Genomic DNA, 26,883 nt, shown 5'->3' with positions numbered 1-26,883 from the left:
GTTAGTATCATGGCGGTAATCTTCAACACCACAGTCAGATGTCCTTATCCCACTTGTGGGCATACAGGTGACGTAATCACTAATAACCATTGTCGTACAGCTCACAAGATGGAGCGCAAAGAATTGTTTGGGGAATTCGGAAAACCGCAAGGCATTGGCTACGATCCAACAGCCGTCAATAAGAACTTAGAACGACACACTCCAGTCCAGCGACTGAATAATGGATACCCAAGTAATTCTCCTTATGCAAAAGATAGAAGAACGGCTAGGAATAAAGGGTGGTGAATGAGAAAGCCGGGGAACGAGAGAAAACAATCGTTTCAGTATATAACATCATTGGAGGGAGAAACACCATGACACAAACCATTCAAATTCAAGTTCACCAAAATCAACAGCAGCTAACAATCAAAGAATTCAACGGAAAACGGGTTGTTACTTTGAAAGACATTGATGATCTTCACCGCCGCCCGGAGGGAACTGCAAGTCGTAATTTTAGAAACAACAAGGATAAGTTCGTTTCAGGTGAGGATTATTGGCACCTCCAAAACGAAGAAGCAGGAGATTTTGCGACGACGAATTTCGTCGGCACAAATCCATCAAAGACCAGGGAACTCGTACTTCTCACTGAGTCCGGTTATCTAATGCTGGTCAAGTCGTTCACAGATGATTTGGCATGGAAGGTACAACGCCAGCTGGTAAATAGCTATTTCAGAGGACAAGCTATCCGCCGCGACTCTTTACAGGTGTTAATGGCAGCAACACATAATCTTCTCGCCAGCCAAGAAATCATCACCGAACGGCTAGAGGATGTAGAACACAAACTTGAAACTCAAATCACGCTGGACAGCGGGCAACAGCGCCGCTTGCAGAAGTCAATTAACCAAAGAGTGTGTGGGCTTGAACAAATCAAAGAGGCTCGTGGAGAATGGTTCCGTCAGCTCCACAAGGAAATTAAGGATCGCTGGAACGTTAGCAGCTACAAGGATGTACTTAAACATGATTTGCAAGATGTCATGAACTATGTGGCAGCATGGGTCCCGATCCGCCGGGAAGAGTAGGAGGATAATTATGAAAGAGATTAAGGATTGTCGTTATCAAATGAGGTATTGGCTTGAAGCCAGTAAAGACGCAAGAATGCGGGGTGATGTAATCAATGAGCAACATGCTCTTAAGATGTTCCGTCAGTATCGCGACAAACTGCTTGCCGCATGGAGCAGTCCAGCGGAACGCGAGGCACTTTGTGGATAATTTGTGCTTAAACGAAAAACAGCCCAACGGGGTAGGAGCCGTGGACTGTAGCTTTAAAATTTACGGTCAGTTTATCAGAGATTGGAGCTTAAAAAAATTAATTTACGGTCAGTTTATCAGGGATCGGGGGAAAAAGCAATGAAAACAGACGATAAGGAAAAATTTGTGGTCATTGGGACCTGCGTCAATCCGAAGTGTCGAAGAGTGATTCTCTCTGGACAGACAGCTGTACGCTACGGAAATTCATGGTGTTGCAATTATTCATGTCTTAATCAATATATGTTTGGCGGCGTCCGCCGTGATTAGTCTCGGATTCTTATCTCTAGAAATCAAAGTACAAAATAGTAAAACGCGAGCAGGTGAATAAATGAAGGACGCTTATTACTTTTCCCACGACGGGAATGCTCGCCACGATCCTAAAATAACCGCAATGAGAGGGGTCTACGGACCCCGTGGTTATGGGTGGTATTGGATACTGGTCGAGATGATGCGAGAATCCGAAGGATATAAGTTAAATATGCAAGGGAAGTACGTTTATCATGCGTTCGCATCACAGATGCAATGCGAAGTTAATGAAGCGCAAGATTTTATAACTGATTGCATCAATGAATTCGAATTATTCGTATCTGATGAAATGTCATTTTGGAGCGCTTCTTTACTTAAAAGGATGAATAGGATGGAGAAAAAGTCAGAATCAGCAAGAAAATCAGCTGAGGCTCGTTGGAAGAAAGAAAACACGCCGAATAAGGATTCTTCAAGTAAATCCAAGCAAACAGAATGCGACGGCAATGCGAACGCATCTGGAATTGATGCATTAAAGGAAAGGAAAGTAAAGGAAAGTAAATTAAAAGAAAGTAAAGAAAAAGAAATAAAGAAAGAAGAACTAGTGGCACCAGTCAATCCATTCCGGATGTTTGAAGCTGAAGGATTTGGAACAATCAGTTCTGTGATATCGGATCAGCTTAACGACTTCATAAATGACTATGGAGAAAGATGGGTATGCGAAGCTATGCGTACTTCGGTAATTGCAGGCAAGCGAAATCTTAATTATGTTCGTGCCATTTTGAACCGGTGGAAATCCGAAGGTATTGACGAACCTTGGACTAAAGAAAAACCTCTAACTTCGTCGGGAGGATTCAAAGGGAACCGCAATGAAGGGAAGAGCGGGAAACAGCAAATTGAGATCACTAAAAACGATCTTTCACCGCCAACAGCAGAAGAGATTGCCTTACAAGAAAAGATGATGGCAAAGCTTAAGGCCAAAAAGGAAGCAGAAGAGAAAGAGCGACAAGAAAAACGGGATAGAGGGGAGGGGTTGAACCATTGAGAACAATGTGCTCAGTACCTTTCTGCAAACTGGATGCTACCAATACTTGGACAACCATTCCTGTATGTCAGCACTGTCGGGACATCATCTTTCATGAACAAATTGATTACTACGAAGGAAATATCAAGGAGTATGAACGTTGCCGATATATTCGAATCCGTCACTTAACTCCACTTTGGCCGATCCTTAAACGGGAGTTGATGGAAAATGCCCGATCGTAACGGATGGTTGACCCGAGACGAGGTATCAACTAGCGGAAAACCAGTATATATAACTGGTGGAATTGGATGGCGTCCCGCTCGTCCTAAAGAATGGATATTACTACCCCGCTTCCGTTGTGCGGAACTCGGAGTACACGTTGATCCAGTAGAACAGCCAATTGCTTATCTGCACGTACGTAACGCTATACCACCGCACAGTTATGCTCCGCTATATGCAAGAGGTCCAGAAGGAATCGACATGGATCGGCTGACGCCTAGCGAACTGGGCGATGTGGAGCGGGATTCATGATTATTGTGTGTTTGAACTGCGGTGGGGATATGCAGGAGATTAAGCGAGATCAATACCGTTGTCAATGGTGTGAATGGGAGGCGGAACAGCTGTCAATAGAACAACTCCGAAAGGAGAATTCATATGAACTGGAAAACAGCAACAAGACAAGAGCTGTACACCATCTTACAAGAAACCAGAGTTCATCCATTAGATAAGCAAGAAGCTCAACAAGAGATCCTCCGGCGCTGTCGTCCAAAATGGAGAAGAGTTCAATACAAAATCAAGGAGAAATGAGGTGTGGAAGTGGCAGAAACTCCTCATAAAACTTTCTGGAAGCCGCAGAAACAAGAGAAAACCAAGAAGACGAGCAGCTTAGGACAGCGAAAGAAGGAGAAGAAAGAGGTATCTCCTTTGAAGCAAAAGATATTTGCAGATCATAAACCCGGCAAAAGCTCAGCGAGCAGAGCAGAGTTCCCGCCTAACATAGTTAAAGAATTGATAAAAGAAACGGATGGTATCTGCCAGCAATGCTTATCAGCGCCTGGAACAACAACACATCACGTTTGGCCGCGTGGTCGAAAAGGAAGAGGAGTTAAAACCAATGGAATTCGATTCTGTGGAGGTTGCCACGACATCGTGCAAATCACTCCGGAATTACTGCAATATTGGATTGATGTGTTCCGGGAACGACATGGTGAATACTTCTGGTTTGATGAACAAGATTGGAACGAACACAATCACAAACTAAATAAGCAGTTGGAGTTAGAAAAGGCAAAAGAAGAACGACTACAGCAGATTGAACCTATAGCAGATCTAATCGCAACGGCAGCCGGCAGGGATCTCAGAGTAAAGGAAATTAGATTACTCGAGTCGTTTGAGACTAACGATCTAAAGATCTTCACAGCAATGTTTACTGATGCTCTAAATGGCTATGCAGCACAGGGATCTTACCATCCTAATGACCGATTTGAAGATTAGATAATTCATATAACAACGTGAGGTGATTAGTAAATGACCGAAACAGAACAGCGTAGACACTTCCAAAGAATCAAATCCTTATCTACCAATAAATTTTGGAAGTATATGAATGTACTGCATACGAGGGCGTACACCAAAGCTGAAAATCATTATCAAGAGGCTATGGATATTGTGTTAACACCTAAGAATAGCTAAGGCTAATGAGATTCGAGAGTTATGGGATGGAATGCCATCGATCACGTTGGATGCTACAGAGGATGCAGAAATGCGAGAGTTGGGAGTTTAAAAGATAGCAAAAAAAATATATGCAGAAGATGCAACTGCACAACAAATAATTCAATTAAAGGGAGCGAAATATATGTCATTGGAAAAAAGCATTAAGGACGTTATTTCTAAAAAGCTAGAGGATGGCACGATCGAGAAATTGATTGCAGAACAATTAGAAAACGGAATTAAAAATGCTCTTAAAGATCTACTTGGCTCTTATGGAGACGTAACAAAGGTTATAGAAAAGCAAGTTAAATCTGTAATGGTTCCTTATTTGGAAAATTACGATTATAGCGAATACATCACTAAGCTGGATTCTGTTTTAGTGGATGTGCTGAAAAGTTCGGCGCTAGAGAACAAAAAGATGTTGGAAAACTTTAAGAATTTAATGATTCCAGATGAAATGAAAACCATTAAGGTAACTGAATTGTTTGAACGCTGGAAGAAATATGTAGAAGAAAACGTTGAAACAGATGGTCTTGAGGTTTGCTACGATGATGAGCCCAGCTACGAATATGTGGATGTACGTTTTGAAGTTGAATACAACGAAGAGCGGTCTTGGAGCAGCATGAAGCATGCAGTTTTGGTATTTGAATGTGAGCATGACGAGAAAATGAATTACGAAATCCGAATTCACACATGGCCTAAATACGATAAAGGCGAATGGACGATTGAACGCAATTCTATTCAAGATATAAATTCACTAAGACACTTGGACGAGTTTTCTATATTCCTAATGAAACTCAATCAAAATGGGACAAAGCTTATTCTTGATACTGATTCTGATGGAGATGAAGTTAAACCAGATAAAGAACCAGAAGCGACTTTCTCTTAATAATTGATTCTGTTGATATAAGGTGGGGCGTAAATCGCCCCCTATAAAGGAGACGATTGGCAATGGAAAATACGTTAACTCTTGAACAAATGTTTGAAATGCAAAAAGTACTGGATGCTCGAATCATCAAAGAAAAGGGGCTTGAAGGCGTTGATCTGCTGCCTAATACAATATTAGCTCTTCAGGTAGAAATCGGAGAACTGGCGAATGAATGGCGCGGATTCAAGCATTGGAGCAAGAATCAGAAACCACGTACTCGTGCCGTGCGGAGCTTGGGCGTAGATGATATTGGTGTCGAGCGCGGAGAAGCTTACAATCCTCTACTAGAAGAATACGTAGACTGTCTACACTTCTTCCTGAGCATCGCGCGGCAGCTTAACCTTCCTGCGGATGACCTATACATCCCGGACGATGTAGCGGAATTGAAGACGGTTGTTCTTTTTACGGAGATTTTGCACAATGTCGGAATGATCATCGGGGGCGAATTTTTGGTAGGAGGATACGAAAGATTCAAAGATGAGCAACGACACTTTTTCCGGGGAGCACTGGCTTGCTTTTACTCGCTTGGTGAGCAACGCCTTGGCTTCTCATTTGAACAGATCACTGAAGCCTATGCAGCCAAGAACAAAGTAAACCATGATCGTCAATCCAATGGATATTAAGAGAGGGTGACATTATGACTGAACTTAAGAAATGCCCCGAATGTGGTCGGACACTCTGCCAACTCTGTGAGGAAAAACATTCTGAACTGGTCATGAAAAATAAGTTCAACGGCAAAGAACTCGAAGTGTGCAAATCCTGCCATAAGGAGGTATGGGGCAAATGAGTGATCCAGGAAAAGTTTCCTTACCGGAAATTGACTACACAAGATTAAAATCCATCAAAGATAAGCACCTACGAATGGATAAGGAGATATTCTGGAACGAATTAGAGGTAAAACCCGAATCTCTTCATGGGGACAGGGCGTGCTTACTCGGAATTATTGATTATTATATGGCTGCTCTAGAAGAGTCACAACAACAGGTTAATGATCTGAAAGAGGATAAACGCAAGATATTCGCTGTACATGATGAACAGTGTGCCAGATCCTCTGAATACTACAACGAACTGATATTTGTTAAAGGAAAGCTGGCAGAGGCACAGCAGACCATAGCCCGACAACGAGAGGCACTGGAGTTCTATGCGAATCAAGAACATTGGGAACTGCCAAGCTTCGGTAGAGGTCAATCAAAGGTTACGAGCGACAAAGGAAGTAAAGCGCGTGAGTTTTTGGAGGAAGGGAGCAATAAGGCATGACACAGACACCCAAATACCAAACAAAGACTGTGATCTGCTTCGGCTGCGGCCACACCTATGAAGTCCCAGCAGAGACAGAGGCAAAAGCAGAAGACTACGTGTGCCGGAAGTCGTGTGCTGATAAAACCGCAGGTGGTGCACAGTCATGACACAAGTAAAGGATAAGACAGACCAGCAGCTTAATCGGGTTTTGGCGGAGTTGATGGGGTACACAATCTACCACTATGACAAGGATGTTGCAGAGAGATGCTATTTTGAATTAACAGCTCCTGATGGATATCCGGAGATTGTATTCGGTGGAGAACGTAATACGGAGCTTGAAGCATGGGCTGACGTTCCTAACTACTGCAATGACCCAGCTGCCAGCCTAGAGGTACAGACAAAGGCTATAGAAGCAAATAAGCTCATTTACTTAAATGCTCTGCTAAGCCTAGTTAGCCCCGGAGAAGACATACAATTCGGGTTAGGTGGGAGTATGGAGGTTGTAGGATACAACATTGATGGAACAAGTGCCATGCTCAACGCCAGCCCCCGAGAGAGAGCAGAGGCGGCATATATCACGCTACAGGGGGAATGACAGAATGAAACTGCTCGACTTATTCTGCAAGGCAGGCGGCTGCTCCATGGGATATCACCGGGCAGGGTTTGAGGTTGAGGGCGTTGATATCGAGCAGCAAGCTAATTATCCCTTTCACTTCACACAGATGGATGCGATTGAATACCTGCAGACTCAAGATTTGACTAGATTCGATGCCATACACGCTTCACCGCCATGCCAGCGCAACAGTAGGCTGAAAAGCCTCAGCAATGCAAGGAACGGGAGTTACAAAGCTGAAGAATGGCCGGACCTAATTGAGCCAGTACGAAACCTACTTGATCGAATCGGCAAGCCATACATCATTGAGAACGTTGAAGGTGCACCTATGAGCAATACGATTACCCTCTGTGGATCAATGTTTGACCTTAAAGTTTATCGCCATCGTTTATTTGAAAGCAATATATACCTCTGGCAGCCGGATCATGTACCACACAACGATACAACGCCTAGCGCCGGCGGGGGGGTCAGCCCTAAGGGATTTATCAGCGTATGCGGAACGGGCGGTGTAAAGGGATTTAACGCTCAAGGCGTGGTTGAGTATTGGAGTAAAGCAATGGGGATCGACTGGATGAACAGAGTCGAACTAGCCCAAGCCATACCGCCAGCGTACACACATTACATCGGTGAGCAGTTGAAGGAGTATATCAAAAAGATCAAACAGATTGCCTAAGGCCGGAGGCCACCAATTCGACTGAATAACCCAGGCTTTAGCCGGGGGCCGAACCAGATCATTAAGGGAGTAGGAGTATCCCTCCTCTCCCACAAGGAGGATATAAGAGATGCCAATATTAACGAACAGTGAAGGAATGAAGACGGTAGAGTTTGGGGCAGGAGATATTTTGCTTCACCATGTATGTACTGGAACAAATAGTTCAAACGGCTTGTCTTTCAAACAGCATGAGCCGCGAGTGATCGGAGAACGCACGGAAGAGTACGCTGGATTGGAAATGGAAGAGCATAACCCAGAAGTTCATTTTACTTTCAAGAGCATTGATTCAGTTGACGTGTTAATCGAAATGCTTCATGAAGTTCGGGATTGCATGGTGGCTGAGGAGGTAAATTCCCAATGACACAAAGGGACTGGCAAAAGGATATGGATTTATGTAAGCAGCTCAACGAATGGTACGAACACGATTGGGAAGCTGGACAGGAGGAAGGTTCACGGATAATCAGAATTTACGAAACAGTGCCCGATGAGCCATTTAATTTTGTTGCTGAGTGCGAAAATGATTTAACGACCACATTCATCATGGAATCCCGCACAGCCCTTCCTTACTGGCTCCAAGAAGCCAAAGAGCGCGGAGAACGGGAATTTCGCATGCAGAAAGTACTATACAACATCGCAATGGAGTCAAATGACGAACAGACACGAAGACAAGCAAAGCATATTTTATCCGTACTTTACCCAGATACCCCAGCACCCAAGGAGGGAATAGATTGGCTTAATGAAGAGTCTTGTGCCCGCTGTGGAAGAAATAAGCCCGTTGAAGGATATGAATGGTGTTCAGAGTGCAGACCGGATTTGGAAGCCAAGGAGGGCAAATAGATCATGATGGAATGGGTTAAGTATGATCGGCACGATAGAAGCATTGTGAGCCACACCGACACTCTTGTAACTGATGGAAGAAGAGTCGTATTAGTTGCGAGACATGCTGCAAAAATCCACCCAGACGGTGGCTATGGATGGCACATAAATGATACTCCGCTTACATGGGTGACACATTGGGCAAAGATCGTATTGCCTGAGGAAGGAGATAACCAATGAGTACATGGAACGAACTAACGAGAGTCAATAAGACGCGCAAGGATCACAAATGTGCTGCGACAGGACGTACAATCCCATCTGGTTCAAGTTGCTGGAATTACAGGGGTGAGTATGAAGGAGAGTTTCAAAATTGGTACATGTGCGATGAAGCTAAAGAATTTATGGATGCCAACCCCACACTTTTCAACGATCCAGACGGATATGAATGTTCCTATATCGGTGAAATGTTGGATGAAGCAAAACGGAAATCAAAGGAGGCTAACCAATGACACTCACAAGGGAAGAGCTACTGGCGATGGAGCCGGGTAACGAACTTGATATTGAAATAGCAGTAACAGTTATGGGGCGCGAAAGAGACAAATTTAGAAGTGGATGGATCAGGCTAGGAGACCTATCAACTTATCCGAAACAATATAGCAAAGACATATCCGCAGCATGGGAAGTAGAAGAGCGTATAAAGGTACTTAGATTACACACTGGATATGTCTCATGTATAAAACAGGTTTTAGTTGGTACTGGTGAGTATGTAGGGATGTTTGATTACATTCATGCAACGGCTGAACAAAGGTGTAAGGCTGCATTACTGGCTGTACTGAACTTATAAGGGGGCTGAGACCCCAAGCAAAGGAGACGATCGGATTGAGCAGAGTACCGAAATACAGAGCGTGGTATAAGCCGAAAGGCGTTATGATCGAACCCGAAAATCTGGTAATGATCAACTTCGACACTAAAGTATTGGGCGTATACATGGAAATGGACGGAAAGGGATACCACGTTCTGAGGATGTCAGACTTCGAACTATTAGAGTACACCGGATTAAAGGACATTAACGATCAGGAGATTTATGAAGGGGACTTTCTACGGATACCAGACCTTTATGAGACTCCAGAAAATACAAGCACAACGTACCATACATCAGTAGTTGATTTCGAAGGATTTGGTTTTCGAGTAGGCGGCAGCCAATTGTGTGATGATTACCAATATATTTCTGAGGAATGTGAAGTATATGGAAACATCTACGAGAATCCAGAACTAATAGAGGTATAAGGGGGAGAAGAGGATATGAGCATGATGAATAATTTCAACGTTGAGCAATTGGAATCACTGATGGATCGCGGCGGCAGCTGGTGGGCCTTTCAGTCGAGAGAAGGATTCTTTTATCTCACTAATCGCCATTTGGCTCTAAGGATCGTCAAGGAAGAGTGGGAAGAAGACGAGGATGGATGGGAGTTGCTTGACCTAATAGAACGGAAGTATAAGCTCAATGAAGAGAATCCAGGTGAGCAGATTCTTGTTCTTCATGAAGGAGTCGCACTTACCAAACCGGGCGGAAAGATTGCAGAAACACTGGATAAACAGTTCTCGCAAATATCAAAAAAACAAGGAGAGATAACGCCGTTCATCTACGCCAATAAACATTTCCGGTACAGATGGAATAGATTCAGCGACTTTGATTTATACCTTGATGACGATTATCTGAGACTTATTTACGACTGTGAAAAGGAAACCATCTATGCAGATGGGCCGGAATCACCAGCGTACCTGTTCGGCGGTAACTTGGTGATACTGCCCATTAAGAAAAATGGGTCTCCGTGGGACAAAAGCGGCTTGAATGATTTTGAGAAAATGGTGAAAGAACACTGGCAGTTGAATTAAGGCCGAAGGCTATCGAGTCAGACCGAATAATCCCAGTGATAACGGGGGCCGGATAAGGTTTACATAATCTGCTCCCCATAAAGAGAGGAACAAGACACTATGATCGAGTGGATCAAACAACTATTTTGCAGACACGACTATCAACCACATACCAAACAAACCAAGTTTCAAAATCTCAGTGGAGATCGAATCTATCATGTTTGCATCAAATGCGGAAAGCACAAGGGATCGGAGTTTAGAAAACATTAATCGAGAGAGGGGCAAAACACTGTGAGTGAACATTTAATCTCAGCAGATAAATTTAAACAACATGTACTAGATAACTGGCTTATGGAACGTCATGCAGGAACGAGTGCTTCAGTGATTCGTGCGGAAGTATGGGCAGAACTAAACGACTCATTGCAGTCCGGTATGTTTAATCCCGCTCCAATACAGAAAGATACTCAAGCGGAGGTAAGGTAATTGAGAGTGAAAGAGGTACAAGCAGCATTAAAGGCGGGAGAACGTTATTTTAAAGACTGGAAACTAACTGAGCCGGTTGAGGTTCTAGATTGGGGAATGGCTTGGGTTCGGTATACAACGCCAAGCATGAAAGAATTCATATCAACCAATATTAGAACATTTGCACTCAGCATAGACAGTGTGTACAAGTCGTCAGAATGAACTCATTTAGGAGGGACATAATCCATGATTATAAAAACAACCCAAGACCTATCAACATCATATGGTCGCATAGTATCAGGGGTATCCTTCAGGGCTCAAAAGGAGCGGGATGGATTTAAGGTTACACTCGGGGAATATAACGGTATCCATATACCGGGTAATTCAGCAATCATACTTAGTGACGTTAAACTAGATGAAAACGGAAATCGTAAACGTGGCAGCCGTTATGACTGATACCGAACTGCTAGTAAGTTATATAGACACTAAATCTAAGCTTAATAAACAAATAGCACTGTTAGAATTACAATTAGAACCATTAAAAGATAGATTGTTGGATGCAAAAGATAAACAGGAGCGGGTTGCTATAAGGGCAAAAATGCAACCAATAAAGATGGAAAGGAACGCTTTGGCAGCCAGCGTAAGTGATTTAGAATACAGCATTGAGTGGATGCAGACTGGTTATCCGCCAGGTTATCGCAGACCAATGGAGCGGCGGAGTATATCTCAGCGAACAAAAGTATGGGACCCACAATGGATGGAACACCTCACAGCATATGAGTTTGAATTCGAGGTTGCAGAGGTAGGGAGGCAACTTACCCGAGAAGAGGAATGGATGATTGAGGATGCGCTTCGCAATCTCTCAGAGCGTGAGCGTCAGTGTTACGTACTTCATCACGCAATAGGGTTGTCGTTACAAAGTATTGCAAATGAGATGGATATCAAGAAAGGATCAGTTCAAGTGATGTTGCGGCGCGCAGACGAGAAGATCGCATTCAACAAAGCGAATAACCTGTTTCTACTCTGCATGTGATTTCTTGTCTTACGGTTGCCACCTATAGGTATAAGCTATAAGATGAAAGTATTTAATAGTTTTGTGACGGGTGAAGAGTCGTTGAAAAGCGGCTCTTTTTTTGTATTTCAGAGAAAGGAGTGATGGTCTGAATAAGCACATGAACATCTTGTTACAGCTGATCTTTATAGCAGCTATAACATTAACCATCTGGAATGGTATAGAAGGAGCACGACTTAATCAACGGTACGAAAGGTCTATCCAACGGCACGAGCTAAGCACTAAGCAATATGAGCAAAGTGTAAAAGGGTACAACGAGTATCTCGAACAATCGAAACAAGAGATACAGAAACTCATTGACAAGAAAGGGTGAAGACAATGTTAAGGGTACAGACCACAATAAGCGTGGGTGAGCACTATGTTGAGCGCGTGCTGGAGGTAGATGACATCAGCTCACTATCGGTTGAAGAAAGAGCAGCCATATTAGATGGGGCGATTAGTGCGGTGTACATTGACCATGAAGAGACCGGACCGGATGATGTGTCCTTAAACGGCAAAGAGGATGAACTACAGAGTGGTACACGTAGTACTGTGGGTGACATAAAGGTCAAGGTAGATATGGACACATCAGGTATCGAGGCGGCTCTTGAAGAAGTACGCCAGATGCTAACTCGTCTGCTATCTGATTATATAACAGTAGTAATCGGCGATGGGGAAGGCTCTTAAAACAGTTCACAAAGATTGGAGAGAAACCCGAGGTTATGAATGAGTACAAAACACTCGAACAAAAGCGGAGATTCTACGACAGCAAGGATTGGAAGCAGATTCGAGAAGAGGCAAAGCGACGAGATAATTACGAATGCCAACCGTGCAAGCGACGTGGACTCGTAAGGATTGACACCAATGAATATAGCGAGTCAGCAAAACGCAAAAAAATCCAGTTGGTTGTCCATCATATCAAAGAACTGAAGGATCACCCTGGATTAGCACTGGAGATTGACAACCTTGAAACAGTCTGTGTGGATTGTCACAACAAAGAGCATGGCCGTGAGTTTGAGAGGAATGTGAACAAGTGGGAAATGGATGAAAAATGGTAGTATAAATATATATTACTATTATTTAACAATTATACCCCCCGGTCAAAAAGTTTCGATTTTATTTGTGTTTTGCGCACCGGCTGCCAACTGTTTTGTCGAGTTTTTTGGCTTATCGCATGTAACTGTTGAATTGGAAATTGTTGGAAATTGTTATAAGAAAGGAGGGTGACTCAATTGGCCGCCGTAAACAGAGTCACAATACGGAAAAGGATTGAGAAGGATTTAATGAATCAGTTGAAGGCAAATGGTTTGGTTGTGAATTATCATAAGGATCTAGTTCAGGATTATTTGTCCTTATGGGATCTTAAGAATAAGCTGTTTGACGATATACAAGATACCGGTATTAAAATCTCTGGAATGCACGGACCAAAGTCAAACCCTTCAATTAACGATTTGCACAAAACCAACGATCGGATGATTAAGATTTTGGATGCACTCAGTTTGAATATACCTAAAGTCGAATTAAATTCGAATAAGGACGAATCAAAAAGTGATTTAGTATGATTCGGCAAAGGTATGTAGATGATTACATTGTTCTGTATGAGGAAGGCAAAATCAAGTTTAATGAAGAACGAATGTTACTGATTGAATACTTAAAGCGAGATGTACTGTCTCGTAATGACTTGTACTTTGATGATAAGATGATTGAAAATTGTATCAAATTTGCTGAGAAGTGGTATTTTCCACTGCAAGCATTTCAGAAGTTTTTGATTGCATTTGTCTTCTTGTTCTTTAAAGAAACTGATAGGGTATTCTATCGAAAGTTTCTTTGGATGATGGGGCGCGGCGGAGGCAAAAACGGACTTATTACTGTAGTTTGTCACTTTCTTATTAGTGAGCTGCATGGGATACGGGAATACAATATTTCTGTAATTGCTAACTCGGAGGAACAAGCAAAAACATCAGTCGAGGAAGCTGCCAAGACCATAAAACGCGAACCGACGTTATTAAAACACTTCAAACCTACGGCTATGCAAGTGCTGTCCAAAAAAATGGACAGCATTTTTAAGTTCCGTACATCGAATGGCAATACCAAAGACGGGTTGCGAGATGGGGCTGTTGTTTTTGATGAAATTCATTACTTCGAAACCAACGTCGATGTACGAGTGCATATATCCGGTCTTGGTAAAAAGAAAAACCCGCGGGAGTTTTATATTGGAACTGACGGATATGTGCGCGAGGGATTCTTGGACAAATTCAAGGATAAAGCGTTGAAGGTCATGAAAGGTGAGGCAAGAGCTAATTCTGTTTTTCCCTTCATGTGCAAGCTTAATGACGAGAAAGAAGTCGATGACCCCGAATTATGGGAACTGGCCAACCCAATGTTAAGTGAACCACGGAGCGAATACGCCCAAGGCCTATTTGATACGATCAAGGAGGAATATGAGGATTTGGCGGATGATCCGTCGAACCGGGAAGAATTCATGACAAAGCGCATGAATTTGCCTCTAACGGATTTGGAAAAGTCAGTTGCGAAGTGGGAGGAGATCTCCAGCACGAATCAACCATTGCCTGATCTTGAAGGGAGGGAGTGTATTGGCTGCTTGGACTTCGCGCAAATTCGAGACTTTGCTGCTGTCGGACTTGTATTTAAGCATGATGAAAAGGTGCCATTTATCACGCACTCCTTCACTCGGAAAGAGTTTGTCGATAAATATTATGGCTACTCGATGCGAGAAGTTGAGACGACTCAAAAGTTCGCCCCCATAAAAGATTGGGAGTCCCTTGGTCTACTGACGGTGCTGGATGAGGAAATGATCAATATGGAACACATCGTTAATTGGTTTGTGACGATGCGACTGAAATATAGCATTACGAAAATCATAGGCGATAACTACCGCATGGAAATGCTAAAACCGATGCTGGAGGCTGTCGGTTTCGAAGTTGAAGTCATCCGCAGACCAGAAGCTATTCACGGACTCCTGGCGCCCCGTGTGGAGATGTATTTCTCTAAAGGTATGTTTGTGTGGGGAGATAACCCGTTAATGCGCTGGTACACGAATAACGTACTTGTGACAATCAAAAAGGACGGGAACAAGATATACGGAAAGAAAGAGCCGATACGTAGAAAAACGGACGGATTTCAGGCTTTAGTTTGTGGGCTCTATCGGATAGAAGAATTGAGTGAGACCAATGTCTCTGATTCGTTGGAAATGCTCGAAGCCTTGAATTTCTAAGAGGGGGTGATCATAAAAGATGGGTTTCTTGGAGACGGTTTTTAGGCGTAACAAAGAACTTGAGTGGTTATTCGATTTGGATATTCCTTATGATGCAAGCCATAAATCATATTTGAAGAAAATGTCGCTTGAAACATGTATCAACTTTATTGCTAGGACCATTAGCCAAAGTGAATTTCGGATCATGAAGGATGGAAAACGTCAGCGTAATGACTGGGACTATTTGCTGAATGTAAGACCGAATACAGATCAATCAGCGGCTGATTTTTGGCAAAGGTTCGTATACAGGTTGATTTATGACAACGAGATCCTAGTCATTTTATCTGATGATAACGACTTGCTGATCGCGGATAGCTTTTCCCGTGATGAATATGCGGTTTACTTAGATGCTTTTAGGGATGTAACTGTCAAAGATTACACTTTCAAGAGAACATTCCGCATGGATGAGGTCATATATCTGACTTACAACAATGAAAAGTTGACCATGTTCATGGAAAGTATGTTTGACGACTATGCGGAGTTGTTTTCTCGAATGATCGAAAGCGGGAAGCATAGTAACCAAATAAGAGGCACGGTAAATGTCGACGCTACTCAATCATTGAACGAAGAGACTCAAACGAAACTTCAGACATTCATTGACAAGTTATTTAACTCATTTCGGAAGAACACCATCGCAATTGTACCTAAGCTCAAGGGGTTTGAGTATAACGAGGTTTCGGACGGGAGTAAGAGCGGGAAATCTGTTGATGAATTGGCGAAGTTAAAACGAGATCTAATCGATGATGTAGCTAATATTCTCGGAATCCCTACCTCATTGGTGCACGGAGAGATGTCTGATTTTGAGACTGCCATCAAGGCGTATATAAAATTTTGCATCAATCCGTTAGTCAAAAAGATAAAGGATGAATTTAGCGCAAAAATCATCCTTAAATCAGACTATATGAGTGGGACGAGGCTTGAGGTGCGTGGAGTTGCAGAAATGAATCCTCTGGAAGTTGCCAATGCAGTGGATAAACTCCGAGCAAGCGGTACTTACAATGGGAATGAAATCAGAATTATGTTGGGAGATGAACCAGTGGACGTTCCTGCACTTAATGAATATGTCCTTACGAAGAATTATGAATCCGCATCTTCTGAGGAAGGAGGTGAGGGAGAGAATGCGTAAGTTTACAAAACGGGATTATTTCAAGTCCTTTAAAAATCAATCGTATGTTGAGCAACTTCAGCGGGTTGAACGTAAATTCGAAACATTGCGCAATGAAGCAGCTGGAAACACCGAGCTTACGATTTACGGTTTGATTGGGGATTCGTATTGGGAAGATTCAGTTTCGGCTTCTGATATTGATAATGCGCTCAAAGGCATTACTGGGGATATTGTAATCCATCTTAATAGCCCTGGAGGTGATGCATTTGACGGCATTACAATCTATAACCGGCTGAAGAAACACGATGGAAAGGTAACGGTTAATGTGGACGGTTGGGCGTGTTCCGCAGCTTCAGTTATTGCAATGGCTGCTGATGAATTGGTCATGGGTCTTGGATCAATGATTATGATTCATGAAGCAAGTTCAATTGTTTGGGGTACCAAAACGGAAATGCGGAAAGAAGCGAATGTTTTGGACGAGCTCGAAGAAGGCATTATTGATATTTATATGACAAAGGCAAATGTCAGCCGAGAAGAAGTTCGAAGCGCGGTTGATGCTGAAACTTGGTACGGAGCTCAAAAGGCTGTAGACATCGGCTTTGCTACCTCTACGGCAGCGGCCGACGGCAAGGATAAAGAAATCACGCAGCTCAGAACGCAATTAGCCAATATGCAGAATGAAATCCAGCAATTGAAAAGTAATTCCTCAAAGGATGAACCAAATCCGGCTGCAACAGCTGGATCGCGGTTCATTTTTTAAATTATAAAACGGAGGTTATTAGTAATGACAATGAAACTTAAAGGCAAGATGGAGAACTTTGAAGGCAAGAAGGCGGCCTACATGGCTTTTGTTAAGGATGGAGCAGATGCCGAAAAGCAGGCTACAGCATGGAACGAAATGCAGGACGCGCTGGTCACTGATCTGACTGATACGATCACAACGCAAGTGCGCGACGAAAACATCGACAGCCAGATCTTGTCCGCACGTGGTCAAAACGTTCTGACATCCAGAGAACGAAAATTCTTCAACGAAGTCATTTTGACAGGCGGATTTGCCGAGGATACAATCCTGCCTATTACCACACAGGAGCGGGTATTTGAGGATTTGGTCGAAGAACATCCACTGCTTGAAGTGATTGGGCTGCAAGATATGGGCGCGGTGACACGCTTCATTTATGCCGACCCAACAAAAACGTTCGCATGGGGGAAACTGTTTGGTGAAATCAAAGGCCAAGTCGGCGCGGCATTCCGCGAAGAACAAATCGGTCAATTGAAGCTCACTGCTTTTGCTGTGATTCCGAAAGATATGTTAGATTTGGGTCCGGAATGGGTGGAACGCTATGTTCGAACCCTCCTTGTTGAAAGTTACTCAGTAGGCCTTGAATATGGTCTTGTGAATGGTCGTGGACCTGCCCAGGATGAACCGATTGGCTTGATGAAGAACGTTGCTTCTAACGGCGCTGTGACCGATAAAACATCTTCTGGCACGCTGACGTTTGCACCTTCTCAATTTGGCGAGGTTGTTTCCGGTGAGTTGCATAACGTTATAAAGGCGCTGGCTGTAGATGAAAAAGGTGATTCACGCAAGGTGCTGAACAAAGTTGTTATGGTTGTTAACCCAGTTGATGCCATTAGCGTTCAAGCGCGCAATACAATTCAAACGTCTAACGGTCAATGGGTTACGGCATTGCCGTATAACATCCAAGTTGTCGAGTCTGAGGAAATTCCAGTTGGCAAAGCGCTGTTCTTTGTGAAAGGACAATATATCGCGGTTATCGCCGGCGGATATAAACTCAATAAATTCGATCAAACTTTAGCTATTGAAGACGCCATGCTATACACGATCAAACAATTCGCGAACGGTAAGCCGAAGGATAACAAGGCCGCTTTGCTTTACGATCTCGATATCCAGTTTGCCGCCGGTGATGAGACTCCTTAATAGGAGTCTTTTCTCTGAGAAAGGAGGGATCGACATGTATAAAGTAATCCGGAAATTCAAGGACCTTAAGCATGATGGGCACACCTATCAAATCGGTGATGTTTATCCAAAAGAAGGGGCGGAGGCCACTAAGGCGCGGTTGAAAGAACTGTCGACACCGAAAAATAAGTATGAAAAAATCTATATCGAAGAAATCGCAAGTACTCCTGATGATAAGGGGTGAGGACATTGGCAGTAGAGATCACTCCAGTTATCCTGCAGGAGTTTAAGGACCGGATGCACCTTGATGACGAAGAGGATGGCAATCTGATGCGGATCCTAAAGGCTTCATGTGAAGATCTGAATAAGATTTGCGGGGATTATGACATCAATTCTGATGAGCGTTTTAAGGAATTGGTATTTGAGCGGTCTCGGTATGTGTACAACGATGCGCTGGAATATTTCTATACCAATTTTTTAACACATATCAATAATCTTAACCTGGACAAAGCTCTTGAAGCCATCGCAGTAGAAGGTGATTCAAATACAGAAAAATAAGTATAATGCGAGTACTCACAGCGGGAAATACAACAAACGTATCACCATCTTGCTGCCGCCTGGAGAAGGAGCGCAGGACGAATGGGGACAACCTTTGGATACTGCTTCAGAGGTGTGTAAAATTTGGTCTGCCATACAACCCTTACGAGGGCAGGATCGCGCAGCAGCGGCACAGGTTACCGCCGATGTCACTACCCGTATCCGCATTAGGTACCGAGAGGGGATTGATCGCACTATGGTTGTGCGCTACAAGGAAACGGAGTTCGAAATCCTTTACATCATCCATCCAGAATTCAATCGCCGTGAGCTGCAATTGATGTGCAAGGAGCATCAATAATGGTTAGACGAAGTTCAAGGTCAAATATTCGGGTAGATGGTGCGGAGGAAGTAATTAAGCAGCTTAAGCGAGCTAATGCAGAGATTACAAAGGAGATACGAGACCTTATATCGAAGGCTGCTGAAATTGTCTTTCGAGAGGCAGACTCGAGAGCGCCTATCGGGAAGACTGGAAAGACTCGTTTCTCGCTTGAAATGAATATCGGGATATCGCAAAAAGGTAACTATTACGCAAATGTATCTGTAGGGGCACGCAATGGAGATATCTCTGCGTCTGCCCCTTTTTACGTTACCTTTTACGAGTATGGAAGCAGTCACCAGCCACCACGCCCGTTTATGAGACCCTCATTGGATAAGAGCAGGGCAAAGGTTCGAAAGCTGCTCATAGAGGGCGTCAAGGCTGTGGTTGAGAGAGTAGGTGCTTAATGGCTATAGAAACAAAATTGAGAGATTACTTGCTGTCCATCAAAGAGATTCAATCGGTTGTCGGCAATAGAATTTATCCCGGCTGGCTGCCTGAGAAACCAACTTATCCAGCCATCGCTTATCTCCAAATATCGGGAGTGGCCCATCATAATATCCCGGTAGCTTATCCCAGATTTCAATTCTCTGTATTCTCAACAAAATATAGTGAGGCGAAGGAATTAGCAGAGGAGATACGAAGTGCCCTCCAACGTTACAAGGGGAACATGGGCGGGGTTAGGGTGTTGCAAGGCGTATGGGAAGGCAGCAGGGACATGTACGAGAGTGGCACAAATCTCTATCACATAGCAACAGATTTCAAAATCATTTACAGGGAGGAATAACAAATATGGTACGTAATATGACGACTGTTCAAAAAGCTAGTTCTATCCGGTTTGGCTCTGCAAAATTCGAGGTTGGGCCAGATATTAACAGTCTTATTGACCTCGGAGCGATGAACAGTATCGTATTCGAGGAAACGTGGGATGAAATGACCGTGACGAGCGACAATGCTGGGGTAATTAAGACAGGAATGAACAATCACGTTGCTGGTATTGAGGGAGACTTGATGGAAATCAACCTTGCCACACTAGCAGTCGTTCGTGGAGGTATCGACAAGTTAGAAACCATTGCAGGGACACCAAAAACAATTACCGGAGAATCGGTTACGTTGACTAATCAGATTCAAAAACGATTACTAAACAAGAATGGAGCCGGTACAGTCGTTACTGCTGTAACAGTTAAGAAAGGCGCTACCACTCTAGTAGATGGCACGGATTATGTGTTGGCTGTCGATAGTGCGGGCTATACCGTTATTTCTCGTACTGCCAGCGGCGCAATTGTGTCAGGGGACGCTGTGACAGTGAACTACACCTATACTCCACTATCTGCACAACGCTTCCTCTCTGGCGGTCTGGGAACCTTTCAGCCGCGTGTTGCTCGGATCACGAACTATGATGACGAAGGAAAGAAATTTCAGATAACAATCTACAAAGCCACACCAGAAGGTGGCTTGAACATCACGTTCCCTGAAGCTGATGCAGAAGATCCAGCGATGACACCAATCCGCATGAACGGTACCTTGGATGCAACCCGTGATGTAGGAATGCAATTGTTTGAAATTTATGATGAGCAGGGGGTTTAACAAATGACAAAACAACAAACGGTACTTGACCTTGATAAAGTGGTTCCTGATGAACGTATTGTAATTCTGGGTGGAAAGCATATCGACGTTTCCCGCATTCCCTCCCGTGTGATGCTCAATATCACTAAGAACCAAGACAAGTTAAAAGGCGGTGGTGATGACAGTTTCTCGGAAATTCTTAAACAAGTCATCAGTATCTGCAAGCCTTCATTTCCGGATATTACAGAGGAGTGGCTTGGAGATAACGCCGATTTCGACCAGTTGATGCAATTGATCGAATTCGTCTTAGCTCCACTTAAAGATCGAGCAGGCGGCGAATCAGGAAAAAACGAGGGGAGCCCCAGCCTATAGAGCTGGGGCGTATTTTTGCGCGAATGGGCGCAATGTACTCCTGGGCAACACCTGAATACATGTTAGATCACATGTCCTTTCCCCAGATCATGATGTACTACGATTACGGGATGGAGCATGAAGAGAATAAATCAAACATCTTGGTCGGCCGCATTGGGGTCGGCCTTTTTGGTGCGAAAGAACAGCCGAAGAAGGAACGCCGAGTTCGGGGAGATGGCAATCAAACGCCAGATCGAGCGGCATTCCGTGAGAAGTATGGTAGCCGCATCAAGCGGCCGGAAGGAGGGGAATCATGAGTTTACTTGGCAATCTAGTCATTAACATCTTGGGGAATAACACTGGCTTAGATGATGCGATGAAACAAGCGCAGAAGTCAGTTGATAAGTTCGGCAAGGGCATGGCTGATGTTGGTAAATCTTTGACCGCGCTGGTTACGGTTCCTCTTGTTGCGGTCGGCGGTGCATCCTTAAAAGCAGCGAGTGACTTCGAGAGTGCATTTGCGGGAGTTAGAAAAACTGTGGATGCAACGGAGCAGGAATTTGCTGATCTCAAGCAGGGTATGCGGGATATGGCTAAACAAATGCCACAGGCAGCGACTGAAATAGCCAAAGTTGGAGAATCAGCAGGTCAGTTGGGCATTAAGACCGGAGCAATACTAGGTTTCACCAAGACTATGGTCGATCTAGGCATTGCGACGAATATGAGCAGTGACGAAGCTGCCACTGCTCTGGCTCGACTAGCCAACATCATGAAAATGCCACAAGATCAGTTTGATAGATTGGGATCATCAATAGTGGCACTGGGTAACAACTTCGCTACTACTGAGTCTGAAATTGTTGACATGTCTTTACGGCTGGCTGGTGCGGGATCGCAAGTTGGATTGAGCGAGGCGGAAGTTACTGGCTTGGCTGCCGCATTAACATCAGTCGGTGTCGAGGCTGAAATGGGGGGCTCAGCCTTTTCAAGAGTTTTGGTGCGAATGCAGGTTGCGGCTACTCGTGGACTTGGAAAGGTGCAAGAATTATCGGATAAAACGGGTTTATCTCTCAGAGATCTGCAACTCTTGGCAGACAACAACGGTAAAGAGTTTAAGGCTTTAGCTGATGCGCTGGGTATGACCCAAACACAAATGAAAGATATAGTCGATGCGGGTGTGGATCTTCAGAATTTCGGGAAAATCTCAGGCATGACATCAGAACAGTTCAAAAAAGCTTTTGAGGAAGATGCGGTCGGGGCGCTGGGTGCGTTTATTAACGGCTTAGGCAACGCCGAAGCATCGGGTACGTCTGCAATCAACATGTTAGAAGATATGGGCATTACAGAAATAAGATTGCGAGATAGCTTGTTACGGGCCGGTAATGCAAGTGAGTTATTCTCAAGTGCGATAGATGTTTCAACAACTGCATGGGATGAAAACAATGCCCTCACTAAAGAAGCTGCTGAACGCTATAAGACATTCGAAAGTCAAGTGCAAATTCTTAAAAACAAGCTGACCGATATCGCAATTACCTTGGGCGATGTGTTGATGCCTATAATTCTGGAGGCCGTTGACTCTTTGCAGCCTTTCATCGACAAAGTAGTGGAGCTTGCCAATAAATTCTCCTCCCTTGACCCGGCATCGCAGAGGATGATTGTCACTGTTGCAGCTATTGCCGCAGCGGTTGGTCCTCTACTCCTAATAGTTGGCCAAGTTGTCAGCTCAATATCTGGGCTTATCCCCCTATTCGCTGCGCTAACAGGTCCGGTCGGGCTGATAATCGCAGGTGTCGCAGGGTTGGTGGCTGGACTCACCTATCTTTATAACACAAACGAAACCGTGCGAAATGCTATAAATTCGGCGTGGGAATCCATAAAAAGTGTCGCTCTTTCTGTATGGGGAGTAATTAGTGATTTCATCATGGGGCAGATCGATAAGATTAAAAAGTTTTGGGATGAAAACGGAACGCAGATTCTGCAAGCTGTGACAAACGCATTTAATGCAATAAAAAAAGTTATCGAATTCATTATGCCAGCCATCTTGTTCATCATCGACATGGCATGGACAGCCATCAAGAATGTTATCAGCGGCGCTTTAGACATCATAATGGGTCTCATTAAGATCTTCACCGGACTCTTTACAGGGGACTGGAGCAAGATGTGGGAAGGCATTAAGCAGCTGCTCGGTGGTGCGATTGATTTCATCGTGGGTTTAATGACTCTTAACTTTCTTGGTGGACTGAAGACGCTCTTTACCAACCTATTAAAATCCGGTGTTGGCTTAATGAAGAGCATGGGCGAAGGTATAGTTAATGCTTTCAAGGGATTACAGTCATCAGCGAATAGCCTAATTTCTAAAATGGTCAGTGGAGTTATCAATTTCTTTAAAAATATGTTCACTGAGGGAATTGGTATTTTTACCAGACTCCGAACATTGGGTGCATCTATATGGGAGTCGTTATCCCAAGCGGTTGTTGGAGTTGCAAAGGGCATATGGAATAGCATAACTGCTAACTTTCAAGGAATGCTCAGTAGCGTTAAAAATATCTTCGGCACGATTCAAGGAGTCATTGAGAGTATATGGGGCAAGGTCATGTCTTTCTTCAAAGGTATCGACCTCGCTAAAATCGGTAAACAAATCATGCAAGGGCTGGTCAATGGTATCGGCAGTATGGCGAGCGCTGTGGTGGATAAAACCAAGGAAGTAGCGACCAAGATCAGTGACTCGATTAAAAACTTCTTTGGTATTCATTCGCCTTCTCGGCTGACAACCGGCTACGGAGAAAACATATCTGAGGGACTTGCTGTAGGGATAAACAATTCTAAGGGCAAGGCTAAAGCGGCAATCGAACAGCTAACTGGTGAGACTGGAGCAGCAGCTGCCAAAGCCGCGGAGAAAGTAACTAAGGACGCAAATAAAGCTTCTGAAAAAGCTCAAAAGGCTGCTGCGGCAGCTGCAACCAAAGCACAGAAAGCAGCAGCGGCGGCAGCGACTAAAGCAGCAGCGGAAGCAAACAAAGCATTCAATGCGGCCTTAGATACGGCTCAATATAAGTACAAAATGGGTGAGTTTGATGAAACGGCTTATATCGCCTCACTCGAAAAGGTCAAATCTGCATACGCCAAGACCAGCGCCCAAATTCAGACAATCAATCTTGCAATAAAAAAGGCAAATGACCAGATCGCGAAGGATGCTGCGGCTGAGGCTAAAAAGCAGTTTGAAGCATCCAAGACGTACATCGAGGCTAAGAAACAAGCCAATGAAATATCCATTGAGCAGGAGCTTGCAGCATGGGAGAAGCTTCAAACTCGCTATAAGGTTGGCACCACTGAGCGCATTGCTATTGATAAGCAGGTCAATAAGATCCGGACTGATCTTGCCAAAGAAGCAGCGGCAGAAGCAAAGAAGCTATATGACGAGCAGGTCAAATCAATTGAAACGCTTAGCACTGCTGCCGTAACTGCTCTAAAGGCTCGGTATTCAGCAGAGGAAAAGGTCGCTACAGAGGCCTTACAAAAGCGCATTGACCAGCACAAGGCAGCATCAGACGCCATCATTGCTGGATATGACGCTGAATATCAAGCGATGATTAAGACGCTTGACGCTCAGACTCAGGCACAGTTACTGGGCTTGCAAGATCAGATCGACAGCATCGAGGGTCTGACTAAAGCTGAGGACAAAGCCTCAGAAGAAGCTGCCTATCAAAAGAAATTAGCTGACAAACAGAAAGAATTAACTGATGCTGATACTGCTGAATCAAGAGCGAAGATACAGGAAGAACTTAATGACATGCTTGCCGAGCGGGAGCGGAAACACCTTCTGGAACAGCGCCAGGTTCAGATTGATGATCTGAAATCTGAAATGACTCGGATTAAGACACAAGGTGAACAAAAAGCTGAGCTGCTGAAACAGGAGTATGAGACTAAGAAGAGCACAGAAGAGAAGAAGGCTCAAGCGACCACTGACAGCCTTACTGCTCAGATGGATTCTACTAAGACTCATTACACTGCGCTCAACACCGAAGAGGCTTTACAAGCTGAGGTACGGCGTTTGATGCTCGATAGTAACAATCAGGAGCTGATCGACCTACTAGCGGAATATAATCCGAAATGGCAGGATGCTGGGCAATCCTTCGGGGAAGCGTTGCTTAGTGGCCTAAACAGCACCAAGAACAGCATCAAGGCAGCGGTGGATGAAATCCTTGCTACGGTGGGAAAAACAGCAAAGGCGGCAACTTCATCGACGAACATGTCTAATGAGATAGCCTATCTTAATAGCCTATTGGCTAATGGTACCGCCGCACAAAAGAAGTGGGCAGAAGCTCAAGCCAAGGAATACGGCCTACAGATCGTCAATGGCGTCGTTAAAGGTATGCAATCAGGCACCGCGGCAATCAACAACGCAGCAGCGGCCACGGCTCAAGCAGCAACAGATGGCATAAAGGACACGCTAAAGATCAAGTCTCCAAGTCGCGTAATGATAGCTATTGGTGAGTTTATCGGCAAAGGATTAGCGCTAGGTATGGAACGGCAGATGTCAGCGGTCGAAGGTGCTGCGCAGGACATGGCTGATGCCGCTGCTATGGATCTCAGCTCGCCAAGCTTGAGCGCAATTGACAGTCGGATTCAGCCGTTAGCGAACGATGGGCGTTCTTCCACTGGTGCGGCAGCGGGACTTATGGGTGATGGAGAATTAATCATCAACTTAAACACTCATTTGGACGGCAAGGTAATTGCAACCGATGTATCCCGCCGGCAGTGGAGTTCAATCACCAAAGCAACAAGGGGGCTAGGATTAACATGACAAGTAGTATCACTCTCGGAGGTATTCGGGACGTAGATCTAGGGTTTCGAGTGCTTGAAGAGACCAAAGACCCCTTACTCCCTAGCACCCGAGATATGAATGTAGAAATAGCTGGTAAACACGGGCAATATGACTTTGGCGCGGACCTAACGGAACGCGTCTTTTCTTTTTCTTGTGCTTTTGTTGCGGATGGTACTAATTACGATGTACCGAGCGCAGCAGGTTTGCAGCAACGGGTAAGGGCTCTTGCAAGGCATCTGACTGATGCTAATGGTAGACCCAGAACAATGGAACTAAGACGTGCTTTTGAACCGGATAAGTTCTATCTGGTCAGATATGCTGGATCGGCTTCATTGGAGAGGTTGATATATAACAGCATTGGTATGTTCGAATTGGAATTGGTTGCTTTTGATCCTTTTGCTTATTCGGTTCAAGAGCATATCACGGAGCAAGTAATCACCAGTTCACCGACAACGCTGATCATTCAATCAGGCGGCAATATCCGTTCGGAAGCAGTTATGATCTTAACCAATAATGGGTCTAATACTTTATCGAATTTCAGAATCACAAATGAATATCAAATCGAATAGGAGGCGTTAATCTTGAACGTATCAAATTATTTAGCTAGTGCATTGCTGAATCAGGTGTTTAGAAATACGAATTACACACGCCCAACAACTGTACACGTCGCTTTATATACGAGTAACCCCACAGCAGCGGATACAGGTCAAGAGGTGACAGGTGGAGCTTACGCACGACAGGCTGTAACTTTTGGCGCCCCTGCGGTTGTGGGAGGCATCCAGACAATTAAAAATAGTGTTGAGATTGCCTACCCTGTAGCAACTGCTATATGGGGGCAAGTCACGCACATAGGAATTCGGGACGCAGCAACAGGTGGAAACCTATTGTATTATGGACCGCTAGGTGATCCACGCAGCATTTTAGTAAATGACATTTTTAAATTTTTGGTTGGTCAAATCGCGATTGATTTAAGCTAAGGA

At 44.2% G+C, this 26,883-nt stretch carries 45 protein-coding genes; all 45 read left to right on the top strand.

What is annotated here, in order from left to right:
- Positions 1-9 precede the first annotated feature (9 nt).
- The 45 genes from NYE58_RS31980 (at position 10) to NYE58_RS31760 (ending at position 26,880) form a co-directional block, all read left to right on the top strand.
- Complete coding sequence (locus tag NYE58_RS31980) at positions 10-285, top strand: hypothetical protein (RefSeq protein ID WP_341003926.1); 276 nt, start codon at positions 10-12, stop codon at positions 283-285.
- Positions 279-1,058, top strand: coding sequence for an ORF6N domain-containing protein (locus NYE58_RS31975; protein WP_341003924.1), 780 nt, complete (start codon positions 279-281; stop codon positions 1,056-1,058). Before NYE58_RS31980 ends, NYE58_RS31975 begins: the two co-directional genes overlap by 7 nt.
- Positions 1,059-1,068: 10 nt before the next feature.
- Positions 1,069-1,248 (top strand): hypothetical protein, encoded by a 180-nt coding sequence (locus tag NYE58_RS31970; RefSeq protein WP_341003922.1) that lies wholly within the window; start codon positions 1,069-1,071, stop codon positions 1,246-1,248.
- 367 nt (positions 1,249-1,615) lie between these two features.
- Complete coding sequence (locus tag NYE58_RS31965) at positions 1,616-2,575, top strand: Lin1244/Lin1753 domain-containing protein (protein ID WP_341003920.1); 960 nt, start codon at positions 1,616-1,618, stop codon at positions 2,573-2,575.
- A complete protein-coding gene (locus NYE58_RS31960; protein ID WP_341003919.1) occupies positions 2,572-2,796 on the top strand; it encodes a hypothetical protein in 225 nt (74 codons plus the stop codon). The genes NYE58_RS31965 and NYE58_RS31960 overlap by 4 nt, the downstream gene beginning before the upstream one ends.
- Positions 2,783-3,085, top strand: a complete 303-nt coding sequence (locus tag NYE58_RS31955) for a hypothetical protein (RefSeq protein ID WP_341003918.1) — start codon at positions 2,783-2,785, stop codon at positions 3,083-3,085. Before NYE58_RS31960 ends, NYE58_RS31955 begins: the two co-directional genes overlap by 14 nt.
- A 123-nt stretch (positions 3,086-3,208) precedes the next feature.
- Positions 3,209-3,361, top strand: a complete 153-nt coding sequence (locus tag NYE58_RS31950; RefSeq protein ID WP_341003917.1) for a hypothetical protein — start codon at positions 3,209-3,211, stop codon at positions 3,359-3,361.
- Between the two features lie 3 nt (positions 3,362-3,364).
- Positions 3,365-4,045, top strand: a complete 681-nt coding sequence (locus NYE58_RS31945) for an HNH endonuclease (RefSeq protein ID WP_341003916.1) — start codon at positions 3,365-3,367, stop codon at positions 4,043-4,045.
- 33 nt (positions 4,046-4,078) lie between these two features.
- Positions 4,079-4,240: a hypothetical protein gene (locus tag NYE58_RS31940; protein WP_341003915.1), complete on the top strand. Its 162-nt coding sequence runs from the start codon at positions 4,079-4,081 to the stop codon at positions 4,238-4,240.
- 163 nt (positions 4,241-4,403) lie between these two features.
- The gene (locus NYE58_RS31935) at positions 4,404-5,147 is read left to right on the top strand and encodes a hypothetical protein (RefSeq protein ID WP_341002348.1); all 744 of its coding nucleotides are present in this window, start codon (positions 4,404-4,406) and stop codon (positions 5,145-5,147) included.
- A gap of 62 nt (positions 5,148-5,209) precedes the next feature.
- Positions 5,210-5,809, top strand: a complete 600-nt coding sequence (locus NYE58_RS31930; protein WP_341002349.1) for a dUTP diphosphatase — start codon at positions 5,210-5,212, stop codon at positions 5,807-5,809.
- A gap of 160 nt (positions 5,810-5,969) precedes the next feature.
- Positions 5,970-6,443 (top strand): hypothetical protein, encoded by a 474-nt coding sequence (locus NYE58_RS31925; protein ID WP_341003914.1) that lies wholly within the window; start codon positions 5,970-5,972, stop codon positions 6,441-6,443.
- On the top strand, positions 6,440-6,592 hold the full coding sequence (locus tag NYE58_RS31920) for a hypothetical protein (protein WP_341003913.1): 153 nt from the start codon (positions 6,440-6,442) through the stop codon (positions 6,590-6,592). The genes NYE58_RS31925 and NYE58_RS31920 overlap by 4 nt, the downstream gene beginning before the upstream one ends.
- Positions 6,589-7,020, top strand: a complete 432-nt coding sequence (locus NYE58_RS31915; RefSeq protein ID WP_341003912.1) for a hypothetical protein — start codon at positions 6,589-6,591, stop codon at positions 7,018-7,020. The genes NYE58_RS31920 and NYE58_RS31915 overlap by 4 nt, the downstream gene beginning before the upstream one ends.
- 4 nt (positions 7,021-7,024) lie before the next feature.
- Positions 7,025-7,711, top strand: a complete 687-nt coding sequence (locus NYE58_RS31910; protein WP_341003911.1) for a DNA cytosine methyltransferase — start codon at positions 7,025-7,027, stop codon at positions 7,709-7,711.
- Between the two features lie 109 nt (positions 7,712-7,820).
- A complete protein-coding gene (locus NYE58_RS31905) occupies positions 7,821-8,111 on the top strand; it encodes a hypothetical protein (protein WP_341002353.1) in 291 nt (96 codons plus the stop codon).
- Entirely contained in the window at positions 8,108-8,587 is a 480-nt protein-coding gene (locus NYE58_RS31900) for a hypothetical protein (protein ID WP_341003909.1), read from the top strand. The genes NYE58_RS31905 and NYE58_RS31900 overlap by 4 nt, the downstream gene beginning before the upstream one ends.
- A gap of 3 nt (positions 8,588-8,590) precedes the next feature.
- Positions 8,591-8,806, top strand: coding sequence for a hypothetical protein (locus tag NYE58_RS31895; protein WP_076218585.1), 216 nt, complete (start codon positions 8,591-8,593; stop codon positions 8,804-8,806).
- Positions 8,803-9,075 (top strand): hypothetical protein, encoded by a 273-nt coding sequence (locus NYE58_RS31890; protein WP_076218586.1) that lies wholly within the window; start codon positions 8,803-8,805, stop codon positions 9,073-9,075. Before NYE58_RS31895 ends, NYE58_RS31890 begins: the two co-directional genes overlap by 4 nt.
- Complete coding sequence (locus NYE58_RS31885) at positions 9,072-9,410, top strand: BC1872 family protein (protein WP_341003908.1); 339 nt, start codon at positions 9,072-9,074, stop codon at positions 9,408-9,410. Before NYE58_RS31890 ends, NYE58_RS31885 begins: the two co-directional genes overlap by 4 nt.
- 35 nt (positions 9,411-9,445) lie before the next feature.
- A complete protein-coding gene (locus tag NYE58_RS31880) occupies positions 9,446-9,853 on the top strand; it encodes a YopX family protein (protein WP_341003907.1) in 408 nt (135 codons plus the stop codon).
- A gap of 15 nt (positions 9,854-9,868) precedes the next feature.
- Positions 9,869-10,462 (top strand): hypothetical protein, encoded by a 594-nt coding sequence (locus NYE58_RS31875; protein WP_341003906.1) that lies wholly within the window; start codon positions 9,869-9,871, stop codon positions 10,460-10,462.
- A gap of 270 nt (positions 10,463-10,732) precedes the next feature.
- Entirely contained in the window at positions 10,733-10,924 is a 192-nt protein-coding gene (locus NYE58_RS31870) for a hypothetical protein (RefSeq protein WP_341003905.1), read from the top strand.
- The gene (locus NYE58_RS31865; protein ID WP_341003904.1) at positions 10,925-11,125 is read left to right on the top strand and encodes a hypothetical protein; all 201 of its coding nucleotides are present in this window, start codon (positions 10,925-10,927) and stop codon (positions 11,123-11,125) included.
- Between the two features lie 24 nt (positions 11,126-11,149).
- Positions 11,150-11,359, top strand: coding sequence for a hypothetical protein (locus NYE58_RS31860; protein ID WP_076316317.1), 210 nt, complete (start codon positions 11,150-11,152; stop codon positions 11,357-11,359).
- On the top strand, positions 11,352-11,936 hold the full coding sequence (locus NYE58_RS31855; protein ID WP_341003903.1) for a sigma factor-like helix-turn-helix DNA-binding protein: 585 nt from the start codon (positions 11,352-11,354) through the stop codon (positions 11,934-11,936). The genes NYE58_RS31860 and NYE58_RS31855 overlap by 8 nt, the downstream gene beginning before the upstream one ends.
- Before the next feature lie 139 nt (positions 11,937-12,075).
- Positions 12,076-12,288 carry a hypothetical protein gene (locus tag NYE58_RS31850; RefSeq protein WP_341003900.1) on the top strand — a complete coding sequence of 71 codons (213 nt, stop codon included), beginning with the start codon at positions 12,076-12,078 and terminating at the stop codon, positions 12,286-12,288.
- A 5-nt stretch (positions 12,289-12,293) separates the two neighbouring features.
- Positions 12,294-12,641: a hypothetical protein gene (locus tag NYE58_RS31845; RefSeq protein WP_341003899.1), complete on the top strand. Its 348-nt coding sequence runs from the start codon at positions 12,294-12,296 to the stop codon at positions 12,639-12,641.
- A gap of 35 nt (positions 12,642-12,676) precedes the next feature.
- Positions 12,677-13,012: an HNH endonuclease gene (locus NYE58_RS31840; RefSeq protein ID WP_341003898.1), complete on the top strand. Its 336-nt coding sequence runs from the start codon at positions 12,677-12,679 to the stop codon at positions 13,010-13,012.
- 174 nt (positions 13,013-13,186) lie between these two features.
- On the top strand, positions 13,187-13,516 hold the full coding sequence (locus NYE58_RS31835; protein WP_076316320.1) for a P27 family phage terminase small subunit: 330 nt from the start codon (positions 13,187-13,189) through the stop codon (positions 13,514-13,516).
- Positions 13,513-15,189, top strand: coding sequence for a terminase TerL endonuclease subunit (locus tag NYE58_RS31830; protein ID WP_339814546.1), 1,677 nt, complete (start codon positions 13,513-13,515; stop codon positions 15,187-15,189). Before NYE58_RS31835 ends, NYE58_RS31830 begins: the two co-directional genes overlap by 4 nt.
- Before the next feature lie 19 nt (positions 15,190-15,208).
- On the top strand, positions 15,209-16,354 hold the full coding sequence (locus NYE58_RS31825) for a phage portal protein (protein ID WP_339814543.1): 1,146 nt from the start codon (positions 15,209-15,211) through the stop codon (positions 16,352-16,354).
- Complete coding sequence (locus NYE58_RS31820) at positions 16,347-17,093, top strand: head maturation protease, ClpP-related (RefSeq protein ID WP_339814540.1); 747 nt, start codon at positions 16,347-16,349, stop codon at positions 17,091-17,093. Before NYE58_RS31825 ends, NYE58_RS31820 begins: the two co-directional genes overlap by 8 nt.
- A gap of 24 nt (positions 17,094-17,117) precedes the next feature.
- Positions 17,118-18,272: a phage major capsid family protein gene (locus NYE58_RS31815; RefSeq protein ID WP_339814538.1), complete on the top strand. Its 1,155-nt coding sequence runs from the start codon at positions 17,118-17,120 to the stop codon at positions 18,270-18,272.
- Positions 18,273-18,306: 34 nt separating this feature from the next.
- Positions 18,307-18,495, top strand: a complete 189-nt coding sequence (locus tag NYE58_RS31810) for a termination factor Rho (protein WP_341003897.1) — start codon at positions 18,307-18,309, stop codon at positions 18,493-18,495.
- A gap of 53 nt (positions 18,496-18,548) precedes the next feature.
- Positions 18,549-18,809 carry a hypothetical protein gene (locus tag NYE58_RS31805; protein WP_339815951.1) on the top strand — a complete coding sequence of 87 codons (261 nt, stop codon included), beginning with the start codon at positions 18,549-18,551 and terminating at the stop codon, positions 18,807-18,809.
- Positions 18,787-19,146, top strand: a complete 360-nt coding sequence (locus NYE58_RS31800) for a phage head closure protein (protein WP_339814533.1) — start codon at positions 18,787-18,789, stop codon at positions 19,144-19,146. Before NYE58_RS31805 ends, NYE58_RS31800 begins: the two co-directional genes overlap by 23 nt.
- Positions 19,146-19,571 (top strand): HK97-gp10 family putative phage morphogenesis protein, encoded by a 426-nt coding sequence (locus tag NYE58_RS31795; protein WP_341003895.1) that lies wholly within the window; start codon positions 19,146-19,148, stop codon positions 19,569-19,571. The genes NYE58_RS31800 and NYE58_RS31795 overlap by 1 nt, the downstream gene beginning before the upstream one ends.
- Entirely contained in the window at positions 19,571-19,951 is a 381-nt protein-coding gene (gene gp17 / locus NYE58_RS31790) for a tail completion protein gp17 (protein WP_341003894.1), read from the top strand. The genes NYE58_RS31795 and gp17 overlap by 1 nt, the downstream gene beginning before the upstream one ends.
- 5 nt (positions 19,952-19,956) lie before the next feature.
- A complete protein-coding gene (locus NYE58_RS31785) occupies positions 19,957-20,751 on the top strand; it encodes a hypothetical protein (protein WP_341003893.1) in 795 nt (264 codons plus the stop codon).
- Positions 20,752-20,754: 3 nt separating this feature from the next.
- Positions 20,755-21,102, top strand: coding sequence for a hypothetical protein (locus NYE58_RS31780; RefSeq protein ID WP_076316330.1), 348 nt, complete (start codon positions 20,755-20,757; stop codon positions 21,100-21,102).
- A gap of 23 nt (positions 21,103-21,125) precedes the next feature.
- Positions 21,126-21,398, top strand: a complete 273-nt coding sequence (locus NYE58_RS31775) for a hypothetical protein (protein ID WP_076219195.1) — start codon at positions 21,126-21,128, stop codon at positions 21,396-21,398.
- Positions 21,395-25,882 carry a phage tail tape measure protein gene (locus NYE58_RS31770; RefSeq protein WP_341003891.1) on the top strand — a complete coding sequence of 1,496 codons (4,488 nt, stop codon included), beginning with the start codon at positions 21,395-21,397 and terminating at the stop codon, positions 25,880-25,882. Before NYE58_RS31775 ends, NYE58_RS31770 begins: the two co-directional genes overlap by 4 nt.
- On the top strand, positions 25,879-26,472 hold the full coding sequence (locus tag NYE58_RS31765; protein ID WP_341003889.1) for a phage tail domain-containing protein: 594 nt from the start codon (positions 25,879-25,881) through the stop codon (positions 26,470-26,472). The genes NYE58_RS31770 and NYE58_RS31765 overlap by 4 nt, the downstream gene beginning before the upstream one ends.
- A 12-nt stretch (positions 26,473-26,484) precedes the next feature.
- Entirely contained in the window at positions 26,485-26,880 is a 396-nt protein-coding gene (locus NYE58_RS31760; RefSeq protein ID WP_076219198.1) for a phage tail fiber protein, read from the top strand.
- The last annotated feature ends 3 nt before the right edge of the window (positions 26,881-26,883 follow it).

The organism is Paenibacillus sp. FSL L8-0708 (genome assembly GCF_038009325.1).
Taxonomy (GTDB): domain Bacteria; phylum Bacillota; class Bacilli; order Paenibacillales; family Paenibacillaceae; genus Paenibacillus_AQ; species Paenibacillus_AQ odorifer.
This window is presented reverse-complemented; position numbering and strand designations above follow the sequence as displayed.